Raw genomic sequence first — 25,569 nt, 5'->3', positions numbered from 1 at the left:
CTTACTCGACCGGCGGACGCTCACTTCGTGCCCTTGGGCTTGCGCTGCTCCCAGCCCTCGGCCCACAGGTCGAACCGGGCCTGCTGCTGCGGGAACTCGGCGGCCGCGTCCACGTCCAGCTCGACGCCCAGACCGGGTTCGTGGGAGAGGTGGAAGCAGCCGTCCTCGGGGTTCACCTGGGGCGCCCCCTTGACCACCTTCTTGATCTCCGCGTCCGCGAAGTCGTTGAAGTGCTCAAGGACCTTGAAGTTCGGTGCGGTGAAGCCGACTTGGAGCGAGGCGGCGGTCAGGACCGGCCCGCCCACGTTGTGCGGCGCGACGAGCATGTAGTGGGTCTCGGCGGTGGCGGCCAGCTTCCTGGTCTCCCAGATACCGCCGAGGTGGCCCACATCCGGCTGGATGATGTCCACGGCCTGGCTCTCGAAGAGCTCGCGGAACTCGATCCGGTCGTGGATGCGCTCACCCGTGGCCACGGGCATGTCGACCTTCGCGGCCACCTTCTCCAGCGCCTTCAGGTTCTCCGGCGGCACCGGCTCCTCCAGCCAGGCCGGCTTGAAGGGGGCGAGCTCCTTGGCGAGCCGTACGGCGGTGGCGGGGGAGAAGCGGCCGTGCATCTCCAGCATCAGCTCGGCCTCGGGGCCGATGGCGTCGCGCACGGCCTCGATCAGGGAGACGGCGTACAGGCTCTGCTCGTGGTCGAGCTCGAAGTGCCCGGTGCCGAAGGGGTCGATCTTCAGCGCCTTGTACCCGCGCTCCATGACCCCCTGGGCGGCCTTGTGGTACGCCTCGGGCGTGCGCTCCGTCGTGTACCAGCCGTTGGCGTACGCCTTGACCTTGTCGGTGACCTTGCCGCCGAGCAACTGCCACACCGGTACGCCGAGGGCCTTGCCCTTGATGTCCCAGCAGGCCATCTCGATGACCGCGATGCCGGACATCACGATCTCGCCCGCGCGCCCGAAGTCGCCGTACTTCATCCTCCGGACGAGATCCTCGACAGCGAACGGATCCGAGCCGAGAATGTGGTTGGTCTCCGCCTCCCGCAGATAGCCGATCAGCGCGTCCGTGTGTCCCAGCATCCGGGTCTCGCCCACTCCGGTCAGACCCTCGTCGGTGTGCACCTGGACGTAGGTCAGATTGCGCCACGGCGTACCGACCACGTGTGTGCTGATTCCGGTGATGCGCACGGCAGTGCCCCTCGCTGGATCGTCAGCGCCTCTTCAACGCTGTTCGAGATTTCGTCACTCGTTCGAAATGCTGGCGTGACAGTAAGGATGGTGCGAGGGGGGTGTCAATGGGGCGAACGCATAACGGTTTCGACAAGGGTTCTACGCGTGTGCGGGCGGGGGTGCCGCGGAATGACGGCGCGCGGCGGCGCATGGTGGTGCCTGCCCTCAACTCCCCAAACCGGAACAGGCAGTTCCCTACAGAACCTTCACAGCAACGTCTAGGAACACCGCCAGGTAAAACCTTAGTCTTCCCGCGTCATGGACTACTGCCACCCGTGCCGACGGCACCTCAACGGCGCCCTCGCCTGCCCGGGGTGCGGCACATCCGTCGAAGTGCTCCGCGCGTACGCGGACGATGCCGACACACGCCCGGACGAGGACGCGGTCGAGGAACCGCCGCACGAAGGCGATGTGGACGCCCCCCGCTCGCGCCGCCGGTCCGACCGGAGTGACCGCGGTGGCCGGAGCGATCGCCGCGGCCGGAGCGCCGGAGGCACCCGGGCGAGTCGCCGCGACCGCAAAGCCGCCGCACACCGCAGGCGCCGACGCAGGGTCCTGTTCATCGGCGCGGGGCTGCTCCTCGCCGCGGGCGGTCTGAGCCTGGCCGAACTCGGCATAGAGGCCCCGGGGTCGAACCCGGCCACGACGGCGTCGGGCCAGGGCGAGGCGGTGGACGGCTCCGCCTCCGAGGGCTCCTCCACCGGGGCGGGCGGCGCGGAGGACGGCTCCGGCCACAGCTCCCCGTCGACCTCCCCCGAGGACGCGGAGTCCCCGTCGGCGTCGAAGTCCCCCAAGGACAAGAAGCCCAAGGGTGACGACGCGGACGACGAGAACAAGGGCGACGAGAGCGGCGACCCCTCGTCGGGCGGCACCGTCCCCGACCGCACCCCCTCGGCACCCGGGGCCACCCCGGCCCCGGAGACGTCCACGGCCCCGAGCCCCGGCCCGACAGCCGAGGAACCGCCCCCGGCCCCTTCGCCCACGGAAACGTGTGAACGCTTCCTGTGGTGGTGCGCGTGACGCTCCGCTCGGGCAGGTAGCGCACGGGCGCCCCGGCCCGTTTCCCCGCCCGGCGGCCCTACGTGTCGAGCATCCGCCGCAGCAGATCCCGCAGCGACTCCCGTTCCTCGCGGGACAGTCCCGCCAGCGGCTCACGTGCGAAGTCCAGTGACTCCCGCAGCCCCCGGGCCAGTCGGCGGCCCTCCTCTGTCGCGGCGGCCAGCTTCACGCGCCGGTCCTTGGGGTCCGGCCGGCGTTCCACCAGTCCCCGCGCTTCCAGCCGGTCCACTATCCCGGTCACGTTGGACGGCTCGCATCTCAGCTTCTGGGCCAGCCGCCGCATGGGCAGCGGCTCCAGCGACAGCAGGCTCAGCAGCCGGGCCTGGGCTCCCGTCAGGGCGTGCTCGGCGGCGGCCTCCTCGTACTCGTCGTAGTAGCGGGCCACGACCGTGCCGATGAGGTCGACGACCTCCAGGGTCAGCGGGTCGGTGGGCGTTGTCGTCTTGTGCGTGGCCATGGGCTCCAGGCTACCCCGATACTTGACATCATGAAATATTCAGGCGCATGATTGTTTCAGGTAGTGAATTAAGTAGTGAATTGAACGCCCGCAGGAAGGTCCCCATGTCCGACACGCCCGCCCTCCCCGCCACCGGCCGCGAATGGCACCTGCTCAGCCGCCCCGTCGGCTGGCCCAAGCCGGAGGACTTCGGTCTGGTCGAGGCGGAGGTCCGCCGGCCCGGCCCGGACGAGGTCCTCGTACGGAACGAGTACCTCTCCGTCGACCCGTACATGCGCGGCCGCATGAGCGCCGCCAAGTCGTACGTCGCCCCCTTCGAGCTGGGCAAGGTCATGCAGGGCGGCGCCGTGGGCGAGGTGATCGCCTCGAACATCGACGGCATCGTGCCGGGCGACCACGTGCTCCACTTCGGCGGCTGGCGCGAGTACGCCACGGTCGACGCCCGGCAGACCGTCAAGGTCGACCCCGAGGCCGCGCCGCTCAGCACGTACCTCGGCGTGCTGGGCATGACCGGGCTCACCGCCTACGCCGGGCTCCTGCGCACCGCCTCCTTCAAGGAGGGTGACTCCGTCTTCGTCTCCGGCGCCGCCGGTGCCGTCGGCAGCCAGGTCGGCCAGATCGCGAAGCTCAAGGGCGCCTCCCGGGTCATCGGCTCCGCCGGGTCCGACGAGAAGGTGAAGCTGCTCGTCGAGGAGTACGGCTTCGACGCGGCCTTCAACTACAAGAAGGGACCGGTCGCCGAGCAGCTGCGCGAGGCCGCCCCCGACGGCGTCGACGTGTACTTCGACAACGTCGGCGGCGAGCACCTGGAGGCCGCGATCGGCTCCCTCAACCGCGGCGGACGGATCGCCGTCTGCGGAATGATCTCCGTCTACAACAACACCGAGCCCGCTCCCGGCCCGAAGAACCTCGCCCGGCTCATCCAGACCCGCGGCCGCATCGAGGGCTTCCTCGTCGGCGACCACTACGACCTCCAGCCGCAGTTCGTCCAGGAGGTCGGACCCTGGATCCGCTCCGGCGAGCTCAAGTACCGCGAGACCGTCGTCGAGGGCATCGAGAACAACCTGGAGGCGTTCTTCGGGGTCCTGCGCGGCGACAACATCGGCAAGATGATCGTCAAGCTCTGAAGACGGCCGACGAGGCGGGGCGGGCGCCCGTGACGCCCGCCCGGCCCGTTCGTTGCGCACGGCGGAGTTCGCACTCTTGGACGTGGGGTGCGGACTCCGCCGTGCGTCGGACGTGCGGTCAGGACGCCGACGCTGTCAGCAACGCCTTCCCCACGTGCGCGAATTCGCCCTTCGGATGGGCGCGGAAGAGCGGCTCCGTGCCGAAGAGGACGACGTTCGGCCCGCTGACGACGGAAGCCCGGCCCGCTGCCGCCGCAGGCCCGCCCGAGCCGTCCTCCGCAGGCCGCCAGTGGCCGGAGACGAGCGGGTTCCCGGTCGCGTAGGACTGCTCGACGGTGACGTCCGGGCCGAGATCGGTGAACCAGACGGGCGCGTACACGAAGCCGTGGTCGGGCGCCCCGGCCGTGACCCGGCCCGAGTTCACCACGCGCACCACACCGTTGGCGTCCCCGTTGCCCTCCACCGCCGTCGCCTTCAGCAGCCCGGCGGCGGCGTTGAGCGCGGCCCCGGCGGCCCCCCGGCCGACGAGACCGTGGGTGTCGAGGAAGGAGTCGAGGGCCGTCCGCGCGGCCGTGTTCAGCCGGTCGTACGAGAGCCCCGCGGACACGAACAGCACGTCCGCCGCCGACCAGTCGAAGCCCTCGTTGAGGACGGCCGTCGACACCGGAACGACGTCGAAGTTCATCTCCCGCAGCGCGAACAACTCACCCGGGGTGACGGCCGCGGCGACACGCACCCGCCTCAGCGGGGTGCCCCCGCGCGTCTTCGTCTCATCGAAGACCACGTCGTACGCCGTCGCCAGCGCCTGGGCGCTCCGGCGCGCCGAGGAGGGCACGAGAGCGCTGCCGTCGGATGCCTGCCGCACCGGAACGCCCTGCCGGAGCAGCGAGTTGAGCGCGGCGATCTCCTGCGGGCTGTCGAGCCGCAGCCGCAGGTCGCCGCGCGGGGCGACGTACCCGACGCGCGAGGCGGCCTGGACCGGCCGCGCCGGGACGTCCGCGAGCCGGCCGCTCTTCACCTCGTCCACCGTGGCGCCCCACAGCCGCCCCAGGCTCCACCCGGAGATGTCGTACATCACCGACACCTTGTCGCTGATGTCCCGACCGTCGGCCAGCAGCACGTTGGCGAGTCCGCGCTTGGGCTGGTGCATGTCGACGACGTACGAACCCTTCGGGTACGAACGGCCGCCGAGCCGGAAGTCGTGCGTCGCCCGGGTGACGCGTACGTCGTTGGCGAGCAGATGCTCGACCAGCCGTGCCGCGGCGGTGGCTGAGCGCTGCCGACCGCCGGCCGGGACGACGTACGCGCGCGGGAACTCGGTGGTGTAGACGTCCTCGGGGCCGATGCCCGGCACGCCCGGCACGGTCGCCTCCGAGACCGGGACCTGGGCGGCACCGGCTGCTCCCCGCCGGAACACCTCGATCTGGTCGGCGACGAGGGAGGTCCGGTTCTCCCGCACGAACGCCAGGGTCGCGCGCATGGCCGCCCCCGCGACGTCCACGTTGACGGCGGACCGGCGGCGGAGTTCGGCGACCGGAAGCGAGTCGTACGACGCGTTGTTCACCCGCAACGGGATCTCGACGGTGTGCGCGACGACCGTGCCGTGGAACGCCGCGTACTGCGGGGTGAAGATCGGCGGCCAGTCGTCCCAGCCCTCCTCCTGGTCGCGGAACGGGATCTGGGCGGGCTCGACACCGTCCCTGCCGGGCGTGTAGCCGAGGCCGTTGACGGCGGCCTCCATGCCGAGGGCGTTGGCGTAGGTGTTCTTCAGGAAGAGGTCGTACTCGTAGTTCTCGCCGTGCGGCGGGGTGGTCGGCTCGATCAGCGTGCCGTTGACGTACCCGTGCAGGTCCAGCATCACGGCCGGCTGCTTGTCGATCTCGATCTGCCGGATCGCGCGCGCCTCGGGCTGCGAGGCGGTGACGAGGTCCCGGTTGAGGTCGAAGCCGCCTCCGTTGGCGCGGGTGCCCGCGATACGGCCGTCGGGGTTGGCCGTGATGTTGAAGTAGAGCCGGTTGTGGGCGAGGAGGTCGGTGGTGTCCTCGTCCCGGGCGGTGGCGAGCCGTTCGATCAGCTTGAGGGCGGCGTCCGTGCCCTCCCACTCGTTGCCGTGGATGTTGTTGTTGAAGAAGACGGGCGTCTTGTAGGTCTTCTCGACGGCCGGGTCCTTCGCGGCCAGCTGGGGTGCGTTCTCGATGAGTTCGCGCATACGGTCCTGGGCGCGGGCCTGCTGTGCGGTCTCCGGCGCGGTGACGGTGACGAGGTAGAGCCGGTGCCCGCCGGCCGACCGTCCGGCGATCTCGACGCTCACCCGGTCGCCGAGCCGTTGCAGGGCGTTCAGCTTCGGAGCGATGCCGTGGTACGGGGTGAGCCCCAGCTTGATGGACTTGTCGGCGGGGTTCTCCGGGTCCGGGGAGAGGACCTGTTCCCGGGGGTAGCCGCGCGTGGCCGTGGTGCCGTCGGTGCCGTTGCCGGACAGATCGGTGACGGGTGCGGTGAGGGCCCGTTCCGTGGTGCTCTCGGGGGCCTTGGCGGCGCCCCGGGTGAGGGCGGAGCCCTCGCGGACCGGCGGGGTGTCGGAGTCGTCCGCGCCCGCGGGGAGCGGGCTGAGCAGCAGGGAACCGGCCGCGGTGGCGGCGACGGTCACGGTGGCGATCAGGGCGGTTCTCGGGGTGGAGCGCCGGGTCGGGTGCGGGGTCGGGTGCGGGGTGCTGGTGCTGCGTCTCGGCAGGAGCACGCGGTACCTCCAGGGGCAGGGGTGCCTCAGATGATCAATACAGCTCGGTACGGCGAGGTGTACCCGTTCGAATCCCGCGCAACAAGAGGGCGTCCCCACCCGGGCCTGCGCCTGCTCCGTACACACGGGAGAGCCCGAACCCTGGCGGGCGGGGGCGAACACCCTCCACGGACGTCCCGATAGAGTTCCCCCATGCGCGATCTCGGGGTTGGTTTCACGTACTTGGTGCAGGGTCAGCGATGGGTGGCCCGGCACGGCAGACAGTACGGGTTCGGGCTGCTGCCCGGTCTGATCACGCTCGTGCTGTACGCGGCGGCGATCGCCGCCCTGGCCGTGTGGGGCGCCGACTTCGTCGCCTGGTCGACCCCCTTCGCCGACGACTGGTCCAGCCCCTGGCCGGGCCTCTTCCGGGGCTTCCTGACCGCCGTCCTCTTCGGCCTCGGCCTGCTCCTCGCGGTCGTCACCTTCACCGCCGTGACCCTCGTCATCGGCCAGCCGTTCTACGAGAGCCTCTCGGAGAAGGTCGACCGCGACGTCTCCCCAGACGGCACGGCACCGGAGTCCGGCCTGTCCTTCGCCCGGGACCTGTGGATCTCGGCCTGCGACAGCCTCCGTATCGTCGTACGGGCCGCCCTGTGGGGCATCCTCCTCTTCGCGCTCGGGTTCCTCCCCGTCGTCGGACAGACCGTCGTCCCGGTGATCGGCTTCTTCGTCACCGGCTTCTTCCTCACCGAGGAGCTCACCGCCGTCGCCCTCCAGCGCCGCCGCGTCGAACTCCGCGAGCGCCTCGCCCTGCTCCGTGCCCGCAAGACCCTGGTCTGGGGCTTCGGCACCCCCCTGGCCGTCGCCTTCCTGGTCCCGGTCGTCGCCGTCTTCCTGATGCCCGGCGCGGTCGCGGGCGCCACGCTCATGGCCCGCGACCTGATGGGTGAGGAGACACGGGACGGCGACCGCGACCGGGAGGGCGCGGGAGATCAGGAAGCGGCGTCCGCTTCCTGACCCGGACCGGCTTCCGTGTCCTGACCCGGACCGGAGTCCTTCGCCGCCACCGCCACCGTCACGATCGCCCGCACCTGCGCGATGATGTCCAGCCGGTTGCGCACGAACTCGGGATCGGTCACCGCCCCCGTCGCCGGGTCCGTGTTGCCCGTCCCGAACTGCAGCACCGGCGTGTGCACATGCCCGGCGGGCAGCCGGTCGTGCAGCCCCAGCCGGTCGCGCAGCAGCGTCGCGCGGTACGCGATCTCGTTGGAGAGGTAGTCGCCGCCGCCTCCGGCACGGGCCGTGGAGCCGGGCGTCGGTCCGTCCGGCCGGACGACCGGGCCTGTCCCGCCTGCCGGGATCTCGGTCACGCTCGTGTTGTCGTACACCGGGAAACGCCCCGTGCTCGCGGCCACGATCCGCGCGTACGGCAGGGTCGTCGACGTCCACTGCGGCTGGGAGGCCGGGTCGGCGACCGGGACGGTCTCCGACCGCGAGAGGTTCTCGTTGTCGGCGAAGCCGCCGCGCCAGGCCCCGTTGGTCCGCTCGATGTCGATACGGCCGACCCGGCCCTGGCTCACCGTCGTCACCAGGTCCACCTTCGGCAGGTGCGGACGCAGTGTCCGTTCCACCGTGCCGTCGGCGAAGTCCTGCCAGCGGACCGGGAAGACGGCGGTCTCGACGCGCGCCGGGCCGTCCGCGGTCTCGATCACCGTGCCGTCGAGAGCGAGCGCGGTGGCGCCCGAGGGGTTCGAGATACGGACGTCCCGGTCCAGCGTGAACGGATCGAAGCCGGTCACCAGGACACGCTTCATGTCCTCGCCGTGCGGGTAACGGATGGCGTTCTGACCGCGCGAGGTCTGCTCCAGCCTGTCCAGCAGCCGAGCCCGCCCCGTCGCGCTCAGCCCGAACTCCGGCTCCCACCCCCGCACTTCACGCGTCATCCCCAACCGCGCCCAGTACAGGGGCCGGTCGTCGTCCCTGCTCAGGTCACCGCCCGCCGGGCCCCGCCCCTGCGCCCGGTCGACGGCACGCCGCCACAGCTCTGCCCCCTCACGTACGACGATCCGCTCGGCCTGCGCGTACGAGCGCGCCCCGGCGAGGGCCCGCGCGAACCCGGGTGCCACCGTGTCGAATCCGGAGCGCCGCAGGATCTCCTGCGGGGCGGCTCTGTCGAGCCGTCGCTCCTCGACGGTCGGAGGTGCCGCGGAGGTCCCGGTGGCCGAGGCGGTCGCTGGTGCGGCCAGGCCCGCCAGGAGGGCCAGACCGAGTATGCCGATCCGAACATGCTGGGAGGTCAAGGGAGTTCGGTTCCTTCCGTCGCCGAGGGTCTGCCGGACGGCGGCAGTATGCCCGTGACGGAAGAGGCGCACGCACGGTACTGGTACGAGACAGGAGAAGGATCAGGAGGGATCCTCGCGGGCCGTCACGTTGCGGTAGGCCATCTCCGCGAGCCTCGCCTGGCCGTTCCTGCTCGGGTGGAACCAGTCCCACTGGCTCAACTGCGCGGTCCCGAAGCGGTACTCGAAGACGGCGCCCCCGTCGAAGCGGCAGTAACGGTCCTTCGCGCACACGTCCTTCAGCACGTCGTTGTACGCCTCCACGCGGTCCTGCACCGTGTCGCGCCGCTGGGTCGCCGCCGCGTCCAGGGCGTCGGGGTCGCCCAGCATCGACGGGCAGATACCCAGCTTCCACACCTGCTTGCCGAGCGGGTTGGCACGGCCCTGGGACCACAGCCGCTTCAGGTCGGGCACGCTCGCCACATACACCTGGGCCTTGGCCGAGGTCTTGCGGAGTGTCTTCATGGCGTCCTCGAAGGAGGTGCGGAAGCCGTCGACGGACGTCATGGCGTCGGTCGTCGCGCGGCACGCGTCGTTCGCCCCGGCCATCACCGTCACCAACTCCGGCCGCCTGGCCGCCGCCTGGGCCATCTGATCCGGCAGATCGGCCATCCGGGACCCGGACACGGCGTAGTTCCAGCTGCGCTCGGCGGCTCCGGCCGCGCCCAGCAGCCGTACGGCGAGACTCTTGACCTTGCTGTCCGTGCCGGTCGCCCACGACACCTCCGGGCAGTCGGACAGCACCGAACACGCGTCGAACCCGCGGGTGATGGAGTCCCCGACGGCAGCGATCGAACGCGGCGTGCGGTCCCAACTGGGCGTGGGGGAGGGCCGCGCCTTCGCCTGGGTGCCCGAGGGGCCGGGTCCGTCGCCACCGGAGGCGTCACAAGCGGTCACTCCCAGCAGGGTTGCCGCCACGACGGAGAGAACCGCCCGTGATCGGTGGCGTCGGTGCCGCATGCGTCGGTCCCCTCGTCGGTCGTGCGATGGCCCCACCCCATCACAACGCGCGAAGGTTCCCAGGCGCGGCAACTGCAACTGTGGGGCCCGTTACACACGTCCCTTTGAGTGACCGGGTTGTCGAGTGGGCCACAGGAGCGACGGTCATCTCACGGCCCTACCCGGGTCGGGGGGCCTGACCGGAGGGCACCTGACCGGAGGTCGAATGCGCGTCCCCACGGGTGGCTGTGCTTTCCCGGGGGCAACCCCCGGACCCCCGGCCGGGGGGGGGCACCTGACCGGACGTCGAATGCGCGTCCCCACGGGTGAAACCTCGCCTTTTCCCGGCGTTGGCTCCGACTGTACGTCACACTCCTTGGCCCGCCGCACGATAGCCTCGCCCCGTGGCTGCCCCCGCCGCTCCCATTCCGCTAAGTTACAGATGTCCTGCTCTGTGGAGGCCCCGGTGACGACACGTGGAGTTCTGTACGTGCACTCCGCGCCGCGTGCGCTGTGCCCGCACGTCGAGTGGGCCGTCGCGAGCGTCCTCGGTACGCGCGTGAACCTCGACTGGATCAGACAGCCGGCGTCACCGGGCACCTGGAGATCCGAGTTCTCCTGGCAGGGCCAGGTCGGCACCGCCTCCAAGCTCGCCTCCGCGCTGCGCGGCTGGGACCTGCTCCGCTTCGAGGTCACCGCCGAACCGTGCCCGACCGCCGAGGGCGAGCGCTACAGCTGCACCCCCGACCTGGGCATCTTCCACGCGGTCACCGGCATCCACGGTGACATCCTGATCCCCGAGGACCGGCTGCGCGCCGCCCTGGCCCGTTCCCAGCACGGCGAGACCGACCTGGAGGCCGAACTCGCCAGGCTCCTCGGCAAGCCCTGGGACGACGAACTGGAGCCCTTCCGGTACGCGGGCGAGGGCGCCCCGGTCCGCTGGCTCCACCAGGTGGTCTGACCGAACCTCTGACGGACTCTCCGCTCCCCGCACGCACGAAGGGCGCCCACCGGCCGGTGGGCGCCCTCCGTACACGTACAGGCGTTGCTCAGACCGTTCGGAAGGCCAGCACCACGTTGTGCCCACCGAACCCGAACGAGTCGTTCAGCGCGGCGATCCGTCCCTCGACGGGCAGCTTCCGGGCCTCCCCGCGCACGATGTCCGCGTTGGCCTCGGCCTCGGGGTCGAGGTTCTCCACGTTGATCGTGGGCGGAGCCACCCGGTGGTACAGCGCGAGGACCGTCGCCACGGACTCGACGCCACCGGCACCACCCAGGAGATGACCGGTCATCGACTTCGTGGCGGAGACCGCGAAGTGGTCCGTGTCGTCGCCGAAGACCTTGCGCAGGGCCTTCAGTTCGGCGACGTCACCGGCCGGGGTCGAGGTCGCGTGCGCGTTGACGTGCACGATCTCGGCCGGGTCCAGGTCGTTGTTGTCCAGCAGGTTCTGCAGGGCGTGGGCGATGCCACGCCCCTCCGGCTCCGGCTGCACGATGTCGTGACTGTCCGCGGAGATGCCCTGGCCGACCGCCTCGGCGTACACCCGCGCACCGCGCCTGGCGGCGTGCTCGGCGGACTCCAGGACGATCACGCCGGCGCCCTCACCGAGGACGAAGCCGTCGCGGGCGACGTCGTAGGGACGCGAGGCGCCCTGCGGGTCGTCGTTGTTCTTGGACATCGCCATCATGTTGCCGAACGCGGCGATCGGCAGCGGATGGATGGCCGCCTCGGTGCCGCCGGCGACGACGATGTCGGCGCGGCCGGAGCGGATCATCTCGATGGCGTAGCCGATGGCCTCGGCGCCCGACGCGCAGGCCGAGACCGGGGTGTGCACACCGGCGCGGGCGCCGACGAGCAGACCCACGTTGGCGGACGGGCTGTTCGGCATCAGCATCGGCACGGTGTGCGGGGAGACACGGCGGACGCCCTTCTCCTTCAGCACGTCGTACTGGTCGAGCAGAGTCGTGACGCCGCCGATGCCGGAGGCGATGACCGTGCCCAGCCGGTCGGGGTCGACGTCCGAGCCCTCGGCGCCGGCCTTCTCGGTGAAACCGGCGTCCGCCCACGCCTGCTGGGCCGCGATCAGCGCGAACTGCGCCGAGCGGTCAAGGCGGCGGGCCTGCGGCCGGGGAATGACCTCGGTCGGCTCCACGGCGATCTGCGCGGCGATGCGGACCGCCTGATCGGCGGCCCACTCCTGCTCCAGCGGGCTGACACCGGAACGTCCGGCGATCAGGCCCTCCCAGGTAGAGGCCGCGTCGCCACCCAGCGGTGTGGTTGCGCCGATACCGGTGACGACCACGGTGCGATTGGTCGAGCTCACGGGAATTCTTTCTCCAACGGATGCGAGGAGGACAACCCCCGCGTCAGCGGGGACAACGGCGCCACCGCCGGGTGGCGGCAGTCAGCCCACGCACCTGTCCATCAGGAACGGGGCGGCCGGCCCGGGGTGATCGGTCGATCAGCCCTGGTGCTTGAGGATGTAGTCGGTCGCGTCGCCGACGGTCTTGAGGTTCTTGACGTCGTCGTCGGGGATCTTGACGTCGAAGCGCTCCTCGGCGGCGACGACGACCTCGACCATGGACAGCGAGTCGACGTCCAGGTCGTCGGTGAAGGACTTGTCCAGCTGGACGTCCTCAACCGGGATGCCGGCGATCTCGTTCACGATGTCGGCGAGACCGGCGACGATCTCTTCCTGAGTGGCGGCCATGTCAGGCGCTCCTTCGTTGGTTTATCCAGAGGGTGTGGCCCCCGCCGCGTGAGCGACGGGTGGTGCATTCCCGCACCGGAAGCATGATCCGGCACGGAGTGCCTAGGGGAGGGTAACGACCGTCGCGGCGTACACGAGACCCGCCCCGAAGCCGATGACGAGCGCGGTGTCGCCGCTCTTCGCCTCGCCGGTCGCCAGGAGCCGCTCCATCGCGAGCGGGATCGAGGCGGCCGAGGTGTTGCCGGTGGTACGGATGTCACGGGCGACCGTGACGTGCTCCGGCAGTTTGAGGGTCTTCACCATCGAGTCGATGATCCGCACATTGGCCTGGTGCGGGATGAAGACATCCAGGTCGTCCGGGGTGATCCCGGCCGCGTCCAGCGCCTGCTGGGCGACCTTCGCCATCTCGAACACGGCCCAGCGGAACACCGCCTGGCCCTCCTGCGTGATCGCGGGGAACTTGACGTTGCCCTTGCCGTCCAGCGGGAGTTGGGAGACGTCGCCGAGCCTGAACTCGTTCCACGGCACCGTCTGCTTGATCGTGTCGGACTTGTCGCCCTCGGAGCCCCACACGGTCGGGCCGATGTGCGGCTCCTCGGAGGGGCCGACGATCACGGCGCCCGCGCCGTCACCGAACAGGAAGGCCGTGGTCCGGTCCTCCAGGTCGGTCAGGTCGGACAGCCGCTCGACACCGATGACGAGCACGTACTCCGCCGAGCCGTCGACGACCATGCCCTTGGCGAGCGTGAGCGCGTACCCGAAGCCCGCGCAGCCCGCCGAGATGTCGAAGGCGGCGGCCTGGTTCGTGCCCAACTTGTCGGCGATCTCCGTGGCGACGGCCGGGGTCTGACTGAAGTGCGAGACGGTCGAGACGACCACGGCACCGATCTGCTCGGCCCTGATCCCCGCGTCGGCGATGGCCTTGCCGGACGCCTCGATCGACATCGCGGCGACGGTCTCCTCGTCGTTCGCCCAGTGCCGGGTCTCGATACCGGAGCGCGAACGGATCCATTCGTCGGACGAGTCGATCGTCTCCAGGATCACCTCGTTGGGCACCACCCGGGTCGGACGGTAGCCGCCGACGCCGAGGATGCGTGCGTAGGGTGCGCCCTTGCGTGTCTTGATCTTCGACATTGCTCTGGGGCTCCTTAGGCACCCACCGCGTCAGCGGCGGATGTCGCTGCCTCGGCGATGAGCTCGCGAGCAGCGTCGAGGTCGTCGGGGGTCTTCAGGGCCAGCGTCTTCACGCCGGGCAGCGCGCGCTTGGCGAGACCGGTGAGCGTGCCGCCGGGGCACACCTCGACGAGCGCGGTCACGCCCAGCTCCTTGAACGTCTCCATGCACAGGTCCCAGCGCACCGGGTTGGCGACCTGGCCGACCAGACGGGACAGCACCTCGGCGCCGGTGGCGACGGTCCGCCCGTCCTTGTTCGACACGTAGGTGACCTCGGGCTCGGCCGGCGTCAGGGACTCGGCGGCCTTGGCGAGCGCGTCGACCGCGGGCGCCATGTGGTGCGTGTGGAAGGCACCCGCGACCTTGAGGGGAACGACCCGGCGCACCCCCTCCGGCTTGTCCTGCTCCAGCGCGGCGAGCTGCTCCAGGGTGCCGGCGGCCACGATCTGTCCCGCGCCGTTCACGTTCGCCGGGGTCAGGCCCAGCTTCTCCAGGTGCGGGACCGTCGTCTCGGGGTCGCCGCCGAGCAGCGCGGACATGCCGGTCTCGGTGATCGCGGCGGCCTCGGCCATGGCCAGGCCCCGCTTGCGTACGAGGGCCAGGGCGGCGGTGTCGTCGAGGACGCCCGCGAACGCGGCCGCCGTGATCTCGCCGACGCTGTGGCCGGCGACCGCGTCGGGCGCGAGGTCACCGGTGATGTCACCCAGTGCCGCGGCGGACAGCAGGCCGGCCGCGACCAGCAGCGGCTGGGCCACCGCGGTGTCACGGATGGCGTCCGCGTCGGCCTGCGTGCCGTAGTGGGCGAGATCCAGCCCGATGGCGTCCGACCACATGCCGATGCGGTCGGCGGCGCCGGGCAGTTCGAGCCAGGGGGTCAGGAAGCCGGGCGTCTGGGCGCCCTGGCCGGGAGCGACGAGTACGAGCACTCTCACACTCTCTCTTGGGGACGGCCGGGGCCGCCCGTGGGGACAGGGACGAAGAACACGAGGGCGTTTTGTGGGCCCTCGACAAAACCCTAGGCCGGGGGGTCCCCGTCGACCAGGCGCCCCAGGATCAGTGCGATGCGTAGGGTGAACGCGGAGCGTACATCAGATGGTGACCATCCGGTGACGTCAGTCACACGTCGAAGCCGGTAGCGCACGGTGTTCGGGTGAACGAAAAGCATCCGTGCGGCCCCTTCCAGACTTGACGCCTGCTCCAGATACACACTGAGGGTTTCCAGGAGCGCCGAGCCGGCCTCCTCCAGTGGTCTGTAGATCTCCTCCACCAACTGCTCGCGAGCGCTCGGATCCCCGGCCATCGCGCGCTCCGGCAGCAGATCGTCCGCCAGAACGGGCCGGGGCGCGTCCTGCCAGGCGGAACACGCCTTGAGCCCGGCTGCGGCGGCCTGCGCCGACCGGGTGGCGGCCAGCAGATCGGGCACGATCGGCCCGGCCACCACGGGTCCCGCGGCATACGGTCCGATCAGCGACTTGGCCACCTGCAGCGGATCGTTGCTGCCACCGGCGATGACGACCAGCCGGTCACCGAGAACACCCGTGAGCACCTGGAGCTTGGCGTGCCGGGCCGCGCGCCGGATCGCCTCGACGGTCAGCTCGCTGTCACCGTCGGGGGCGGTCCCGAGGACCACGCACACGTGGTCGGGCGCGTTCCAGCCGAGCGCGGCGGCCCGCGACACGGCCCCCTCGTCGGCCTCGCCCGACAGCACGGCGTTCACCACGAGCGACTCCAGCCGGGCGTCCCACGCGCCGCGCGCCTCGGCGGCCTGGGCGTACACCTGGGCGGTGGCGAAGGCGATCTCGCGCGCGTACACGAGGAGCGCCTCGCGCAGCACGGACTCGTCCCCGGGAGCAGCCACTTCGTCAATGGCGCTCTCCATCACCTCGATGGTGGTCCGCACCATCTCGACGGTCTGCCGCAGGGTGATGGCCCGGGTCAGCTCGCGCGGAGCGGTCCCGAAGACATCGGTGGAGATGGCCTGCGGGGCGTCCGGATACCGGAACCACTCGGTGAAGGCGGCGATACCGGCCTGGGCGACCAGCCCGATCCACGACCGGTTCTCCGGAGGCATGGCCCGGTACCACGGCAGCGTCTCGTCCATGCGCGCGATGGCCTGGGCGGCGAGACTTCCGGACGACTTCTCCAGCCGCTTCAGCGTTCCGGCGTGCGGGTGGACGCGAGGGGCGTCGTGGGGCGAGGACTTACTGGGATCGGGCACGGGACAAGACTGCCTTATCGGAAAGCCGGGGTGGGGCGGTGGGTCGCTACCGTTGAGTATGTGATGGATGTACGGCGCGCCGGTGAGCGCTACAGCGGCGGGGACCTCGCAGCGGGGATCATTTCTTTCCACGCCTTCTCCTTCGGCCCGCACTACGATCCGGACAACCTCCGCTTCGGACCGCTGCTCGCCTGCAACGAGGAACGGCTCGCGCCCGGCGCCGGCTTCGACGAGCATCCCCACAGCCACACGGAGATCGTGACGTGGGTGGTGGAGGGCGAGCTGACGCACCGTGACTCCGCCGGCCACGAGACGCTGGTCCGCCCCGGGGATGTGCAGCGCCTCAGCTCGGCGGGCGGCGTCCGCCACGTGGAGCGCAACGACGGCTCCGTCCCCCTGACCTTCGTCCAGATGTGGCTGGCCCCTGGCCGGCCCGGCGGGGACCCGTCCTACGAGATCGTCCACGGCATCGCCGACGCCACGCCGTACGCGGTTCCGGAGGCCGGCGCCGTGCTGCACGTGCGGCGGTTGGCTGAGGGTGAGCGTACGGCGGTTCCGGTCGCGGCGTTCGTGTATGTGCACGTGGTGCGGGGTGAGGTGCGACTCGGCGGCGAGGAGCTGGCGGCCGGGGACGCGGCCCGGATCGCGGACGAGGCGGAGACGGACGTGTTGGCGGTTACGGCGGCGGAGTTGCTGATCTGGGAGATGGCCGCCGGGTGAGCGAGTGGGCGGGTGTACGCACGTGCGGCCGGACGGCTCGCTCACGCCTGGGCGTAGAGACCTGCCAGGTCGACGAGTTGAATGCTCGGCGAGCTCTCAGCGGCGGCGTGCGCCTTGTCGTTGAAGCCTGCTCCGCTGAAGCACAGCAAACGGGTGTGGGTGGTGTCGTAGCGGCCGCCCTGAGCGATGAGCTCGCGGATGTGCATGAGGCGTTCGATGTGAGCGACGCCCATCGTGTCGTTCCACTTGGCTTCACCGATGGCCAGGAGCGGCGGCTTGGCGTGGCCGTCGGCGATGCCGACAACGGCCACGTCGACCTCGTTGCCGGTGCGGGCTCTGGGGTCGTGGACCACTCCGTGGCCGACGCGGGCGGGCAAGCCGCCGAGCAGACCGGGGTCGGCGTGGTGCAGGGCCCAGTCGCGGCAGACCTGCTCGAAGTGGGGCCCCAGGACGTTGCTGACGAAGCGGCGGCGACTGGCCTGCCAGACTCGGGCGGCGCTGCCGGGGCGTTCCAACTGGTCCCATACCGGGCGCATGATGGCGTGGTAGAAGGCGGTCAACGGCTCGGCGATGCGGTATGTGGGCCGGTTTTCGCGGAAGGCGTCCGCATCGCGGTGGAGCAGGCCCGCGTCTTCGAGGACGTTGATGGGGTGTGCGATGTCGGTGGCCTTGCGTTCCAGGTAGCCGGCCATGCCCCCGCGGGTGGCGTTGCCGTCGGCGACGGCGGCGAGGACGGACAGGTGAAGAGCGGTGTCGCGAAGGTCGGGTTCTTCGGCCAGCAGATAGCGGGCCTCGCGGAAGAGGGGGGTCTCGGGATTGAGGACGGTGCGGACGACCCAGTCGTCGAAGTCGTCCGGCCCCTGGGGGGAGTCGCCGCGGGCGAACTCGCGCCGGTATGCCAAGGCTCTGGTCTACGTGGCCGCCTTCCAGCCCGACGAGGGCGAGAGCGACGGCGAGCCCGAGCCGCGCATCCTGCCTAGCGCTACCAGGACGTCATCGCCGGCGACCTGCCCGCAGAGATCACCGGCGTCCTCGCGGTCACCCAGCGCCCGGTACGCCAGCAGGCCCTGACGGGCACGTCGTGCGCGTGGAGGCGTCCCACGCGGTGTCCATCGCCGGCTGACCCTCTTCCCGGCGCCGCGACTGCGGCTTCCGGTTCCAGGGGGCGGAGGAGTAGCCGGAATGCCCCCCGACCTCGTCAGCCGAAGAGGATGTGCCGCAGGATGCGGGCGAGATGTTCGGTGAGCTGGTCCGGCGGCATCGACGCAAGGGGTTCGGTCCGGGCGATGTACCGGCTGAACGCCAGGCCGATCATCTGCGCCCCTACGAGCGCCACGCGTGCGTCCAGATCGTCCTCGGGCGGGGCAGGCGCACCGGCCGACAGGACGGACCGGTATGCGGCGGCGCTGTGCTCCTGCATGGCGAACAACAGGTGGGCGGCGGCGCGTTCGTCGGATGCGGCGCTGCGCAGGAGGATGATCAGCGGGTCGTTGACGGCATCGGTCTCCAGCCGCCGTACGAAGGCGTGGGCGATACGGTCAGGCAGCGTCGCCGGGTCGCCGGCCGCGACGCCTTCCAGGTCGCGATTGCCCGGCACGGCTGCGAGGAACAGCCGTTCCTTGGACGTGAAATGACGCGTGATCAGGCCATGGGTGACGCCGGCCCGGCGTGCGATTTCGCGGAGGGTCGTACGGGCGTATCCGCGCTCGGCGAAGGTGTGGCGAGCCGCCTCGATGATGGCCGCCCGGTGTCCCTCGGGGTCCCTCCGGCGCCTGCGCGGCTGTTCGTCGGCCGACTCTGCGTCGTTCACGGCACCTCCTTCAAGTGGTCACTCTACGGCGGCACAGGGCATCATCCGCCGCCACCGCTACGTTAATATCCAAGCGGATATTAACGATCGGGGAGGGGAACCCCCGCCTCCAGACCGCCGAACACGGAAGGACAGTCACAGCATGACCAGCACACTCATCGTCGGAGGCAGCGGCGGACTGGGCAGCGTCATCGCCGAGCACTTCGCGAGCCGTGGCGGCGACGTCATCATCACCGGCAGGGACAAGGCACGAGCCGAGAGCGTCGCCGCCCGGATCGGCGGGGGCACTCGCGGGCTGGCCCTCGACCTCGCAAGGCCTCAGACGCTCAGTGCCTCACTGGAGGACGTGACCGAGGTCGACCACCTCGTGATCACCGCTGTCGGCCAGGCGGCGAACACTCTGGCGCAGTTCAACATCACGGACGCGGTCTCCGCCGTGACCATGAAGCTCGTCGGCTACGCGGAGACCGTCCGCGTGTTGCGCGACCGGTTCACCCCGGACGCGTCGGTCGTGCTCTTCGGCGGGCTGGCCAAGGAGCGCCCCTATCCCGGCTCGACGATCGTCAGCACCTTCAACGCCGGGATCACCGGCCTGGTCAGGACGCTCGCCGTGGAAATCGCCCCGCACCGCGTCAACGCCCTGCACCCGGGCCTGATCGGCGACAGCCCCAGGTGGCGCGACGTCCCCAACCCTCCGCACTCCGCCCAGACACCGATCGGACGGCTGGTGACCATGGCCGAGATCGCCGACGCCACCGACTTCCTGCTCCGCAACACCGGTATCAACGCGCACGACCTGCACATGGACGGCGGCCTGCTCGCCACCTGATCAGTCAGGACCGGCCCGAGGGAGCCTTCAGCCCCGTACCTCCGCCAGCACGGCGTCCGTGAACGGCGTCCACGCTTCGACCGCCCACGGCCCGAAGGCACGGTCCGTCAGGGCCACGCATGCCGCATCCACCACCGGATCGATCCACAGGAACGTGCCCGACTGGCCGAAGTGACCGAAGGTGCCGGGCGACGACGAAGTCCCCGTCCAGTGCGGCGACTTGGAGTCGCGGATCTCGAAGCCCAGGCCCCAGTCGTTGGGGTTCTGGTGGCCGTACCCCGGCAGCACACCCTTCGTTCCCGGGTAATGCACGGTCATCGCCTCCGCCACCGTCCGGGGGTCGAGGAGCCGAGGAGCCTGCACCTCCGAGGCGAACCGCACGAGGTCGTCCACCGTCGACACCCCGTCCTTCGCGGGCGAGCCGTCGAGCGTCGTGGACGTCATCCCGAGGGGCTCCAGCACCGCCTGCCGCAGATACTCGGCGAAGGGGATGTCCGTCGCCTTCGCCACATGGTCCCCCAGCACCTCGAACCCCGCGTTCGAGTACAGCCGCCGCTCCCCGGGCGCGGACGTCACCCGGTGCTCGTCGAACGTCAGCCCGGAGGTGTGGGCGAGGAGATGCCGGACCGTGGAGCCGGTCGGGCCCGCCGGCTCGTCCAGCTCGACGGCGCCCTCCTCATACGCGACCAGCACGGCGTACGCGGTGAGCGGCTTCGTGACCGAGGCCAGCGGGAAACGGTGCCCCGTCGGGCCGTACGACCCGAGGACGGTGCCGTCCGCGCGTACGACGGCCGCCGCGGCCGTGGGCACCGGCCAGTTCTCGATCAACGTCAGGCTCTCAAGAGACATGTGTACGAGACTATGGTGCTCAGAAACGCAGCCGCATCAAGGGGTCCGGTGTGCGCTGGAAACCGAGCGAGGCGTACAGCGGCCGGGCCTCGGCGGAGGCGGTGAGGTCGACCTGACCCGCGCCTTTCTCGCGGAACCAGTCGAGGAGAACCTCCATGCAGGCGCGGGCGTGGCCCCGGCGCCGCTGGTCGGGGTCGGTGGCCACGCTGAACACGTACCCGATCGTGCCGTGCGGGTTCCGGGTCCGCCCGATCCGGTACTCGATCGTCCCGGCCACCAGCGCGGCGAGCGCCCCGGGACGCTCGGGATGGTCGACCACGAAGGCCGCGAAGTCCCCGTCCGCGTCGGCGAGCCTGGCGCGGATCGTCGGCAGGGATTCCGTCTGCCAGTCGGTGGACGTGTCCGCCCCACCCATCGCATCGATCATCACCTGCCGCAGACGCAGGACTTCCTCCGCGTCCTCGGCGACGGCACGGCGTACGGGACTCATGAGGTGCACGGTAGCCAGTGGAGCCGCGCGCCGGCGTCGGAATTTCCCGTTTGTTTCCCCAGGTTCCGCTTGCTTCGAGTCCACTCCAAGGTTCTAGCGTTGAGGTCATGACGGTGATGGAGACAACAGGCACCCGGACCGCCAGCTGTGCCGCCGCATGGCACGCCGACCGGCGGCCGGACGGTCAGGACAACTACACGATCAGCGAGGTCGCCGCCTTCACCGGCCTGACGGCGCACACCCTGCGCTGGTACGAGCGCATCGGGCTGATGCCGCACATCGACCGCTCCCACACCGGCCAGCGCCGCTACAGCAACCGCGACCTGGACTGGCTGGACCTCGTCGGCAAGCTCCGCCTCACCGGCATGCCGGTCGCGGACATGGTGCGGTACGCGGAACTGGTCCGCGAGGGCGACCACACCTACGGGGCGCGCTTCGCGCTGCTGAAGGCCACCCGGGAGGACGTGCTGGCCAGGATCGCCGAACTCCAGGGCACGCTCGCGGTGCTCGACCGGAAGATCGACTTCTACGCGGACGCCGAGCGTGCCTTGGCGTTGGAGGGTTCCCGATGACGAACGGCAGGATCACGAAGGTCGCGCTCGGCGAGGGCGGGCCCCAGGTCGGCGTACAGGGCCTCGGCTGCATGGGCATGAGTTTCGCCTACGGGCCCTCGGACGCCGGGGAGTCGCGGGCCACCCTGGAGCGGGCGCTGGAACTCGGCGTCACGCTCTACGACACGGCCGACGCGTACGGCGCGGGCGAGAACGAGACGTTCCTGTCCCCCTTCTTCAAGGCGCACCGGGACGAGGTGGTCATCGCCACGAAGTTCGCCCTCTCGATCCCGGCGGACGACCCCACGCGGCGGATCATCCGCAACGACCCGCCGTACATCCGCGCGGCCGTGGAGGCCAGCCTCAGGCGCCTGGACGTCGAGACGATCGACCTCTACTACATGCACCGGCGGGACCCGGACGTGCCGATCGAGGAGAGCGTCGGCACCATGGCCGAGCTGGTCCGCGAGGGCAAGGTGAAGTACCTCGGGCTGAGCGAGGTCACCGGCGACGAGCTGCGGGCCGCGCAGGCCGTGCACCCCATCGCGGCCGTGCAGTCGGAGTGGTCCCTGTTCAGCCGCGACATCGAGGCGGGCGTCGTACCGGCCGCCCGCGAGCTGGGCGTGGCCCTCGTGCCGTACTCACCGCTCGGCCGTGGCTTCCTGACGGGCTCCTTCTCGAACGCCGAGAAGGACCTGACCGACCAGGACTTCCGCCGTACGATGCCCCGCTTCACCGGCGACAACGCGGCCGCCAACAGGGCACTCCTGGAGCCGGTCCGTACCGTCGCCGAGGCCCACGGCGCCTCACCCGGCCAGATCGCCCTGGCCTGGGTCCAGCAGCAGGCGCGGGTGCACGACCTGCCGGTCGTCCCCATCCCGGGCACCCGCAGGCCCAGCCGGGTGGAGGAGAACGTGGCCGCGACGCGCATCGTCCTCACCGACGAGGAGCTGGCCCTGCTGGAGCCGATCGCCGCCAAGGTGGCGGGCGACCGCTACCCCGACATGTCGTTCACTTCGGCGGGCCGGGAGTAGGCGCCCCGGCCGTGCCACCACGTCCACGCCCGGCGGCTACCGGTCGCCGGGCGTGACCAGACCCGACTCATAGGCGAAGATCACGGCCTGGGCGCGGTCGCGCAGGTCCAGCTTGGCCAGGACGCGGCCGATGTGGGTCTTCACCGTCTGCTCGGCCAGCACCAGATGACCCGCTATCTCCTGGTTGGACAGACCGCGGGCGATCAGCTCCAGCACCTCCGTCTCGCGCGGGGTCAGGCCCTTCAGCCGCAGCGCCCGTTTCCTGCGCGGGGCGGGCCGCGTCTGCGCGAAGTCGGCGATCAGACGGCGCGTCACCTTCGGGGCGAGCAGCGCGTCCCCCGCCGCCACCACGCGCACCGCCGCGATCAGGTCGGCCGGGGGCGCGTCCTTGAGGAGGAACCCCGACGCTCCGGCGCGCAGCGCCTCGTACACGTAGTCGTCCACGTCGAAGGTGGTCAGCATCAGCACCTTCGGGCGGTGCGACTCGGCTTCCTGAGGGCCTCCCGGGTCGTCCGCCGGGCCGAGCAGCTCGCGGGCCGCCGCCAGACCGTCCATCTCGGGCATCCGTACGTCCATGAGGACGACGTCGGGGCGCGCTCGGCGTCCCAGCTCGACGCCCTGCCTGCCGTCCGCGGCCTCGCCCACGACCTCGATGTCGCTCTGCGCGGCCAGCAGGGCGGCGAACCCGGCGCGCACCATGGCCTGGTCGTCGACGATGATCACCCGGATGGTCATGGGGCGGACGGACTCCTCTTGTCGGGCTCGTCGGGCGTGCGCATCTCGTCGGGCGTGGGCATCTCGTCGGGCGTGGGCATCTCGTCGGGCGTGCCGGCAGCAGGAGCGCGGCCTGGGCGACGCCGAGCGCTCCCGCCAGGCCGCCGTTCACGCCGTAGTCGTTGCGGAGGACCTGGGTGGTGACGGGGACCAGGGTGGCGGTGAACCCCAGCACGACCACGTACGGCAACCGCCGCACCCACGGCCTGGACGCCCGCGCGAGCAGGGGCTCACCTGGTTCACGCCTCATGAGCCGCGCCCCGACAGGGGCGCGGGGAACTGCGCGACAAGCCACAGATAACCCGCATGAGACAACACGACCCCGCCCCAACGGCTAGAGCTCCGCCAACAGCTCAGCCTTCTTCGTACTGAACTCCTCGTCCGTCACCAGCCCCGCCTCGTGCAGCTCGCCGAGGTGCCGGATGCGGTCGGCTATGTCGGCGGGGTCGCGCCGCGGCCCAGCCGCAGGAACCGCACACGCCGGACCCGCGGACCGCACCGCCGCCAGGACCGCGGCCGCGAACGGCAGAGACTCGTGCACCGGCCCGTATCCGAGCCCGAACATGACAGCGGCGGGGTCCTGATCGGCCTGGGGCGGCGGAGTTCCGTCCGTATCGCGGCCGATCAGTCGCAGATGTCCTTCGAAGAGCTCGGGGGAGCGCCACTCGACCCCGCTCAGAGCGGCGACGGGAAACCTCTGGTCGCCGGCCTTCCACTTCGCCGAGGAGGCCCCCGTCCAGAACCATCGGAACGACACGGACTTCCCGTCGAAGGACGCCTTCGCGTCGTACGCCTTGAACTGCAGCGGCGCCTTGGGCGGAGCCACGAGGTACCGCTCCGCCGGGCTCTCGTCCTCGGTGAGCCGTGCGCGCAGCTCGTCCGCGTAGTACTCGGCGAGGGTCTCGCGCTCGGCGGGCAGGACCAGACGGTACGGGTCGGCGGCCTCCCTGAGCTGGCCCGCGGCCGCCTCCATCAGGGGGTCGGCGCCCGGCCGTGGCACGGCGTGCAGGACGACGGTCCCGCGCTTGCCCGGTGTCAGCGTCACCGCCCCGATCGCTTCCAGGGGGATGCGCCGCTCGCCGAGTGCCTGGAACAGCTTCGGCGTGCGGATCCCCCGTTCGAAGCGGATGAGTACGGAGTCCGACTCGAACTCCCAGGCGGCATGAAATCCAGCCAGAACGTCACCCATGCGGCTCATCGTATGCGTGAGGCGCGTCTTCGTCCCCTCCTCCGGCAGGCGGTGATGTCTTCGTCCTCTACGCGCGTCAGGCCGCGACAGCGGCTGACAATCCCTCCTGACACGCGTTTTCCTGGCGTACCTGCTGTGCGCAGTGCACCGCGCGATACGCGCCAACACCGATCTCGGCGAAATTGCGCAGGCTCTCGGTGCCGGGCTCGAAGTAGCCCGTGTGGCCCCGGGCGCCGTCCGCCGACAGTACCCGTGCCCCGAACGCCGCGGACACCGGGTCGGCGCCGTGGCCGAGGCCGCCGACCTCCAGGTACGGCACGTCCTGGATCCAGTCGTCGGCGTCCCGGGTCGCCCAGACCTGGGCCGAGGTGCGCAGCTGGGACGCCCTCTCGACGCGCATGCCGGGGCTGCCCGCCACCGCGATGTCGGAGACCCGGGCGGGCAGCCGGCGCGCTGCGACCCCGCACAGCACCGAGCCGTAGCTGTGGCAGTACAGCGCGACGGTCGAGTGGCCGGGCAGCGCGCGCACCAGCGCGTTGAGCCGGACCGCGCCCTGTTCGGCGCGCAGCGCGGTGGCCGCTTCCATGCCGAGCCCGCTGGGTGCCGTGTAGTCGGCCCAGGCGATCACCGCCGTACGGGTCGCGGGGGCGGCCGCGCGCTCGGCCGTATACAGGGCGCTCGCCATGCCGACGGGCGCCGAGTACCTGCGGACCGTGCGCTGGAAGGTGAGCACGTCGGTGTCGACGCCGGGCACGATCACCGAGACCCGTTCGGCCCTGGTGAGGTCGCCGAACACCTCGGCGACCCGGCCCGAGCCCTCCGGGTCGAAGGCGAGGATCCGCCGGCCCGGCCGCATCAGGTCCTCGAAGCGGTTCATCCGGCGACCCGCCTCGTACTGACCGTGGGAGGAGAGCCGTTTGTCGTGCGTCCGTTTGAGCTCGATGGCGCGCTGCTTCTCCAGCGCGACACGGTTCGCGTGGTAGCGCAGCTCGACGGGAGCGCCGTTCATGTTGCCGACCGCGAGCGGATAGCGGTCGGCGAGGTGGGTGCGCTGCCGTTCGGTGAGCGAGGCGAAGAAGTGGGCGAGCCGACCTGGGGAGGAGTCGGCGTCCGGCAGCGCACGGCCGTCGAGGTGCCCGTGGTTCCACGCGGAGAGCGAGGCCTGGAGCGGCGACGCCCCCCGGTGGTCGCGGAGCGCGGTCCAGCCGGTGGTCGCCAGCATCACGAACACGACGGCGAGCGCGAGCACTGCGCGCCAGACGTTGAGTTGGGGAGAGGTGTCGAAGGAAGTCACTGAAAGGACACACTAGGAGAACGGAAGGGTCTCGCGTTAACCAAGTGAGAGGGATCACGTT

Annotated in this window: 25 protein-coding genes and 1 pseudogene; 8 read left to right on the top strand and 18 right to left on the bottom strand. The window is 70.9% G+C overall.

All coding sequences use genetic code 11. From position 1 onward, the window contains the following. Nucleotides 1-20: 20 nt before the first annotated feature. Nucleotides 21-1,184 carry a mandelate racemase/muconate lactonizing enzyme family protein gene (locus tag IE262_RS08180; protein WP_134039931.1) on the bottom strand — a complete coding sequence of 388 codons (1,164 nt, stop codon included), beginning with the start codon at nucleotides 1,182-1,184 and terminating at the stop codon, nucleotides 21-23. A 300-nt stretch (nucleotides 1,185-1,484) separates the two neighbouring features. Here IE262_RS08180 and IE262_RS08175 point away from each other — a divergent pair, with 300 nt between their 5' ends. Next, entirely contained in the window at nucleotides 1,485-2,246 is a 762-nt protein-coding gene (locus IE262_RS08175; protein ID WP_189872387.1) for an SCO2400 family protein, read from the top strand. 58 nt (nucleotides 2,247-2,304) lie between these two features. Here the strand turns inward: IE262_RS08175 and IE262_RS08170 are convergent, their stop codons facing one another. Then, nucleotides 2,305-2,742: a MarR family winged helix-turn-helix transcriptional regulator gene (locus IE262_RS08170; RefSeq protein ID WP_134039934.1), complete on the bottom strand. Its 438-nt coding sequence runs from the start codon at nucleotides 2,740-2,742 to the stop codon at nucleotides 2,305-2,307. Nucleotides 2,743-2,846: 104 nt separating this feature from the next. Between IE262_RS08170 and IE262_RS08165 the strand changes: the two genes are divergently transcribed. Further along, entirely contained in the window at nucleotides 2,847-3,869 is a 1,023-nt protein-coding gene (locus tag IE262_RS08165) for an NADP-dependent oxidoreductase (protein WP_189872384.1), read from the top strand. 118 nt (nucleotides 3,870-3,987) lie between these two features. Here IE262_RS08165 and IE262_RS08160 read toward each other — a convergent pair whose 3' ends face one another. Next, nucleotides 3,988-6,516 (bottom strand): M14 family zinc carboxypeptidase, encoded by a 2,529-nt coding sequence (locus tag IE262_RS08160; RefSeq protein WP_373305007.1) that lies wholly within the window; start codon nucleotides 6,514-6,516, stop codon nucleotides 3,988-3,990. Between the two features lie 282 nt (nucleotides 6,517-6,798). Here IE262_RS08160 and IE262_RS08155 point away from each other — a divergent pair, with 282 nt between their 5' ends. Then, on the top strand, nucleotides 6,799-7,605 hold the full coding sequence (locus IE262_RS08155; RefSeq protein ID WP_189872382.1) for an EI24 domain-containing protein: 807 nt from the start codon (nucleotides 6,799-6,801) through the stop codon (nucleotides 7,603-7,605). Here the strand turns inward: IE262_RS08155 and IE262_RS08150 are convergent. Further along, nucleotides 7,581-8,888, bottom strand: a complete 1,308-nt coding sequence (locus IE262_RS08150; RefSeq protein ID WP_189872379.1) for a pyroglutamyl-peptidase I — start codon at nucleotides 8,886-8,888, stop codon at nucleotides 7,581-7,583. The two genes, IE262_RS08155 and IE262_RS08150, sit on opposite strands and share 25 nt — an antisense overlap. Nucleotides 8,889-8,990: 102 nt before the next feature. Then, nucleotides 8,991-9,887: an SGNH/GDSL hydrolase family protein gene (locus IE262_RS08145; RefSeq protein ID WP_134039937.1), complete on the bottom strand. Its 897-nt coding sequence runs from the start codon at nucleotides 9,885-9,887 to the stop codon at nucleotides 8,991-8,993. 445 nt (nucleotides 9,888-10,332) lie between these two features. Here IE262_RS08145 and IE262_RS08140 point away from each other — a divergent pair, with 445 nt between their 5' ends. Then, nucleotides 10,333-10,827, top strand: a complete 495-nt coding sequence (locus tag IE262_RS08140; protein ID WP_134039938.1) for a DUF3145 domain-containing protein — start codon at nucleotides 10,333-10,335, stop codon at nucleotides 10,825-10,827. Nucleotides 10,828-10,915: 88 nt separating this feature from the next. Here IE262_RS08140 and fabF read toward each other — a convergent pair whose 3' ends face one another. The 5 genes from fabF to IE262_RS08115 form a co-directional block, all read right to left on the bottom strand. Continuing rightward, on the bottom strand, nucleotides 10,916-12,190 hold the full coding sequence (gene fabF, locus IE262_RS08135; RefSeq protein ID WP_134039939.1) for a beta-ketoacyl-ACP synthase II: 1,275 nt from the start codon (nucleotides 12,188-12,190) through the stop codon (nucleotides 10,916-10,918). 138 nt (nucleotides 12,191-12,328) lie between these two features. Then, complete coding sequence (locus tag IE262_RS08130; RefSeq protein ID WP_045557916.1) at nucleotides 12,329-12,577, bottom strand: acyl carrier protein; 249 nt, start codon at nucleotides 12,575-12,577, stop codon at nucleotides 12,329-12,331. Between the two features lie 102 nt (nucleotides 12,578-12,679). Then, nucleotides 12,680-13,711: a ketoacyl-ACP synthase III gene (locus IE262_RS08125; RefSeq protein ID WP_189872377.1), complete on the bottom strand. Its 1,032-nt coding sequence runs from the start codon at nucleotides 13,709-13,711 to the stop codon at nucleotides 12,680-12,682. Between the two features lie 14 nt (nucleotides 13,712-13,725). Then, nucleotides 13,726-14,676: an ACP S-malonyltransferase gene (locus tag IE262_RS08120; RefSeq protein WP_134039941.1), complete on the bottom strand. Its 951-nt coding sequence runs from the start codon at nucleotides 14,674-14,676 to the stop codon at nucleotides 13,726-13,728. Nucleotides 14,677-14,765: 89 nt separating this feature from the next. Beyond that, on the bottom strand, nucleotides 14,766-15,968 hold the full coding sequence (locus IE262_RS08115) for a PucR family transcriptional regulator (RefSeq protein ID WP_134039942.1): 1,203 nt from the start codon (nucleotides 15,966-15,968) through the stop codon (nucleotides 14,766-14,768). A 63-nt stretch (nucleotides 15,969-16,031) separates the two neighbouring features. On the opposite strand from IE262_RS08115, the gene IE262_RS08110 reads away from it, so the two are divergent. After that, nucleotides 16,032-16,688 carry a pirin family protein gene (locus tag IE262_RS08110; protein WP_189872375.1) on the top strand — a complete coding sequence of 219 codons (657 nt, stop codon included), beginning with the start codon at nucleotides 16,032-16,034 and terminating at the stop codon, nucleotides 16,686-16,688. A 41-nt stretch (nucleotides 16,689-16,729) separates the two neighbouring features. Here IE262_RS08110 and IE262_RS08105 read toward each other — a convergent pair whose 3' ends face one another. Further along, complete coding sequence (locus tag IE262_RS08105; RefSeq protein ID WP_229877151.1) at nucleotides 16,730-17,590, bottom strand: AAA family ATPase; 861 nt, start codon at nucleotides 17,588-17,590, stop codon at nucleotides 16,730-16,732. A 296-nt stretch (nucleotides 17,591-17,886) separates the two neighbouring features. Continuing rightward, nucleotides 17,887-18,498 (bottom strand): TetR/AcrR family transcriptional regulator, encoded by a 612-nt coding sequence (locus IE262_RS08100; protein WP_189872373.1) that lies wholly within the window; start codon nucleotides 18,496-18,498, stop codon nucleotides 17,887-17,889. 142 nt (nucleotides 18,499-18,640) lie between these two features. Between IE262_RS08100 and IE262_RS08095 the strand changes: the two genes are divergently transcribed. Continuing rightward, nucleotides 18,641-19,327: an SDR family oxidoreductase gene (locus IE262_RS08095; RefSeq protein WP_134039945.1), complete on the top strand. Its 687-nt coding sequence runs from the start codon at nucleotides 18,641-18,643 to the stop codon at nucleotides 19,325-19,327. A 27-nt stretch (nucleotides 19,328-19,354) separates the two neighbouring features. Here IE262_RS08095 and IE262_RS08090 read toward each other — a convergent pair whose 3' ends face one another. Beyond that, complete coding sequence (locus IE262_RS08090; protein ID WP_189872370.1) at nucleotides 19,355-20,176, bottom strand: serine hydrolase domain-containing protein; 822 nt, start codon at nucleotides 20,174-20,176, stop codon at nucleotides 19,355-19,357. A gap of 19 nt (nucleotides 20,177-20,195) precedes the next feature. Beyond that, complete coding sequence (locus IE262_RS08085) at nucleotides 20,196-20,666, bottom strand: GNAT family N-acetyltransferase (RefSeq protein WP_134039947.1); 471 nt, start codon at nucleotides 20,664-20,666, stop codon at nucleotides 20,196-20,198. A 107-nt stretch (nucleotides 20,667-20,773) separates the two neighbouring features. On the opposite strand from IE262_RS08085, the gene IE262_RS08080 reads away from it, so the two are divergent. Together IE262_RS08080 and IE262_RS08075 are read left to right on the top strand one after the other, a co-directional pair. After that, nucleotides 20,774-21,238, top strand: coding sequence for a MerR family transcriptional regulator (locus tag IE262_RS08080; RefSeq protein ID WP_134039948.1), 465 nt, complete (start codon nucleotides 20,774-20,776; stop codon nucleotides 21,236-21,238). Further along, nucleotides 21,235-22,251, top strand: coding sequence for an aldo/keto reductase (locus tag IE262_RS08075; RefSeq protein ID WP_134039949.1), 1,017 nt, complete (start codon nucleotides 21,235-21,237; stop codon nucleotides 22,249-22,251). Before IE262_RS08080 ends, IE262_RS08075 begins: the two co-directional genes overlap by 4 nt. A gap of 36 nt (nucleotides 22,252-22,287) precedes the next feature. Here IE262_RS08075 and IE262_RS08070 read toward each other — a convergent pair whose 3' ends face one another. From IE262_RS08070 to IE262_RS08060, 4 genes and pseudogenes are all read right to left on the bottom strand, one after another. Beyond that, the gene (locus tag IE262_RS08070; RefSeq protein ID WP_134039950.1) at nucleotides 22,288-22,986 is read right to left on the bottom strand and encodes a response regulator; all 699 of its coding nucleotides are present in this window, start codon (nucleotides 22,984-22,986) and stop codon (nucleotides 22,288-22,290) included. Between the two features lie 85 nt (nucleotides 22,987-23,071). Continuing rightward, nucleotides 23,072-23,263, bottom strand: a pseudogene (locus IE262_RS39395) (sensor histidine kinase); the annotation flags it as partial. A 96-nt stretch (nucleotides 23,264-23,359) separates the two neighbouring features. Beyond that, on the bottom strand, nucleotides 23,360-24,223 hold the full coding sequence (locus tag IE262_RS08065) for a DUF4429 domain-containing protein (protein WP_189872368.1): 864 nt from the start codon (nucleotides 24,221-24,223) through the stop codon (nucleotides 23,360-23,362). Between the two features lie 67 nt (nucleotides 24,224-24,290). Beyond that, nucleotides 24,291-25,508 carry an alpha/beta hydrolase gene (locus tag IE262_RS08060; RefSeq protein ID WP_189872366.1) on the bottom strand — a complete coding sequence of 406 codons (1,218 nt, stop codon included), beginning with the start codon at nucleotides 25,506-25,508 and terminating at the stop codon, nucleotides 24,291-24,293. Nucleotides 25,509-25,569: the final 61 nt, after the last annotated feature.

It is taken from the genome of Streptomyces bluensis (assembly GCF_014650715.1).
Lineage (GTDB): Bacteria > Actinomycetota > Actinomycetes > Streptomycetales > Streptomycetaceae > Streptomyces > Streptomyces bluensis.
Note: the sequence above shows the minus strand (reverse complement) of the source record. Positions and strands in the feature narration are given on the sequence as shown.

Bases quoted from the DNA above. Each gene is read 5' to 3' on its own strand.
- IE262_RS08175 (WP_189872387.1), top strand. From the start codon at position 1,485: ATGGACTACTGCCACCCGTGCCGACGGCACCTCAACGGCGCCCTCGCC.
- IE262_RS08170 (WP_134039934.1), bottom strand. From the start codon at position 2,742: ATGGCCACGCACAAGACGACAACGCCCACCGACCCGCTGACCCTGGAG.
- IE262_RS08165 (WP_189872384.1), top strand. From the start codon at position 2,847: ATGTCCGACACGCCCGCCCTCCCCGCCACCGGCCGCGAATGGCACCTG.
- IE262_RS08155 (WP_189872382.1), top strand. From the start codon at position 6,799: ATGCGCGATCTCGGGGTTGGTTTCACGTACTTGGTGCAGGGTCAGCGA.
- IE262_RS08145 (WP_134039937.1), bottom strand. From the start codon at position 9,887: ATGCGGCACCGACGCCACCGATCACGGGCGGTTCTCTCCGTCGTGGCG.
- IE262_RS08130 (WP_045557916.1), bottom strand. From the start codon at position 12,577: ATGGCCGCCACTCAGGAAGAGATCGTCGCCGGTCTCGCCGACATCGTG.
- IE262_RS08125 (WP_189872377.1), bottom strand. From the start codon at position 13,711: ATGTCGAAGATCAAGACACGCAAGGGCGCACCCTACGCACGCATCCTC.
- IE262_RS08110 (WP_189872375.1), top strand. From the start codon at position 16,032: ATGGATGTACGGCGCGCCGGTGAGCGCTACAGCGGCGGGGACCTCGCA.
- IE262_RS08095 (WP_134039945.1), top strand. From the start codon at position 18,641: ATGACCAGCACACTCATCGTCGGAGGCAGCGGCGGACTGGGCAGCGTC.
- IE262_RS08090 (WP_189872370.1), bottom strand. From the start codon at position 20,176: ATGTCTCTTGAGAGCCTGACGTTGATCGAGAACTGGCCGGTGCCCACG.
- IE262_RS08085 (WP_134039947.1), bottom strand. From the start codon at position 20,666: ATGAGTCCCGTACGCCGTGCCGTCGCCGAGGACGCGGAGGAAGTCCTG.
- IE262_RS08080 (WP_134039948.1), top strand. From the start codon at position 20,774: ATGACGGTGATGGAGACAACAGGCACCCGGACCGCCAGCTGTGCCGCC.
- IE262_RS08075 (WP_134039949.1), top strand. From the start codon at position 21,235: ATGACGAACGGCAGGATCACGAAGGTCGCGCTCGGCGAGGGCGGGCCC.
- IE262_RS08070 (WP_134039950.1), bottom strand. From the start codon at position 22,986: ATGACCATCCGGGTGATCATCGTCGACGACCAGGCCATGGTGCGCGCC.
- IE262_RS08065 (WP_189872368.1), bottom strand. From the start codon at position 24,223: ATGAGCCGCATGGGTGACGTTCTGGCTGGATTTCATGCCGCCTGGGAG.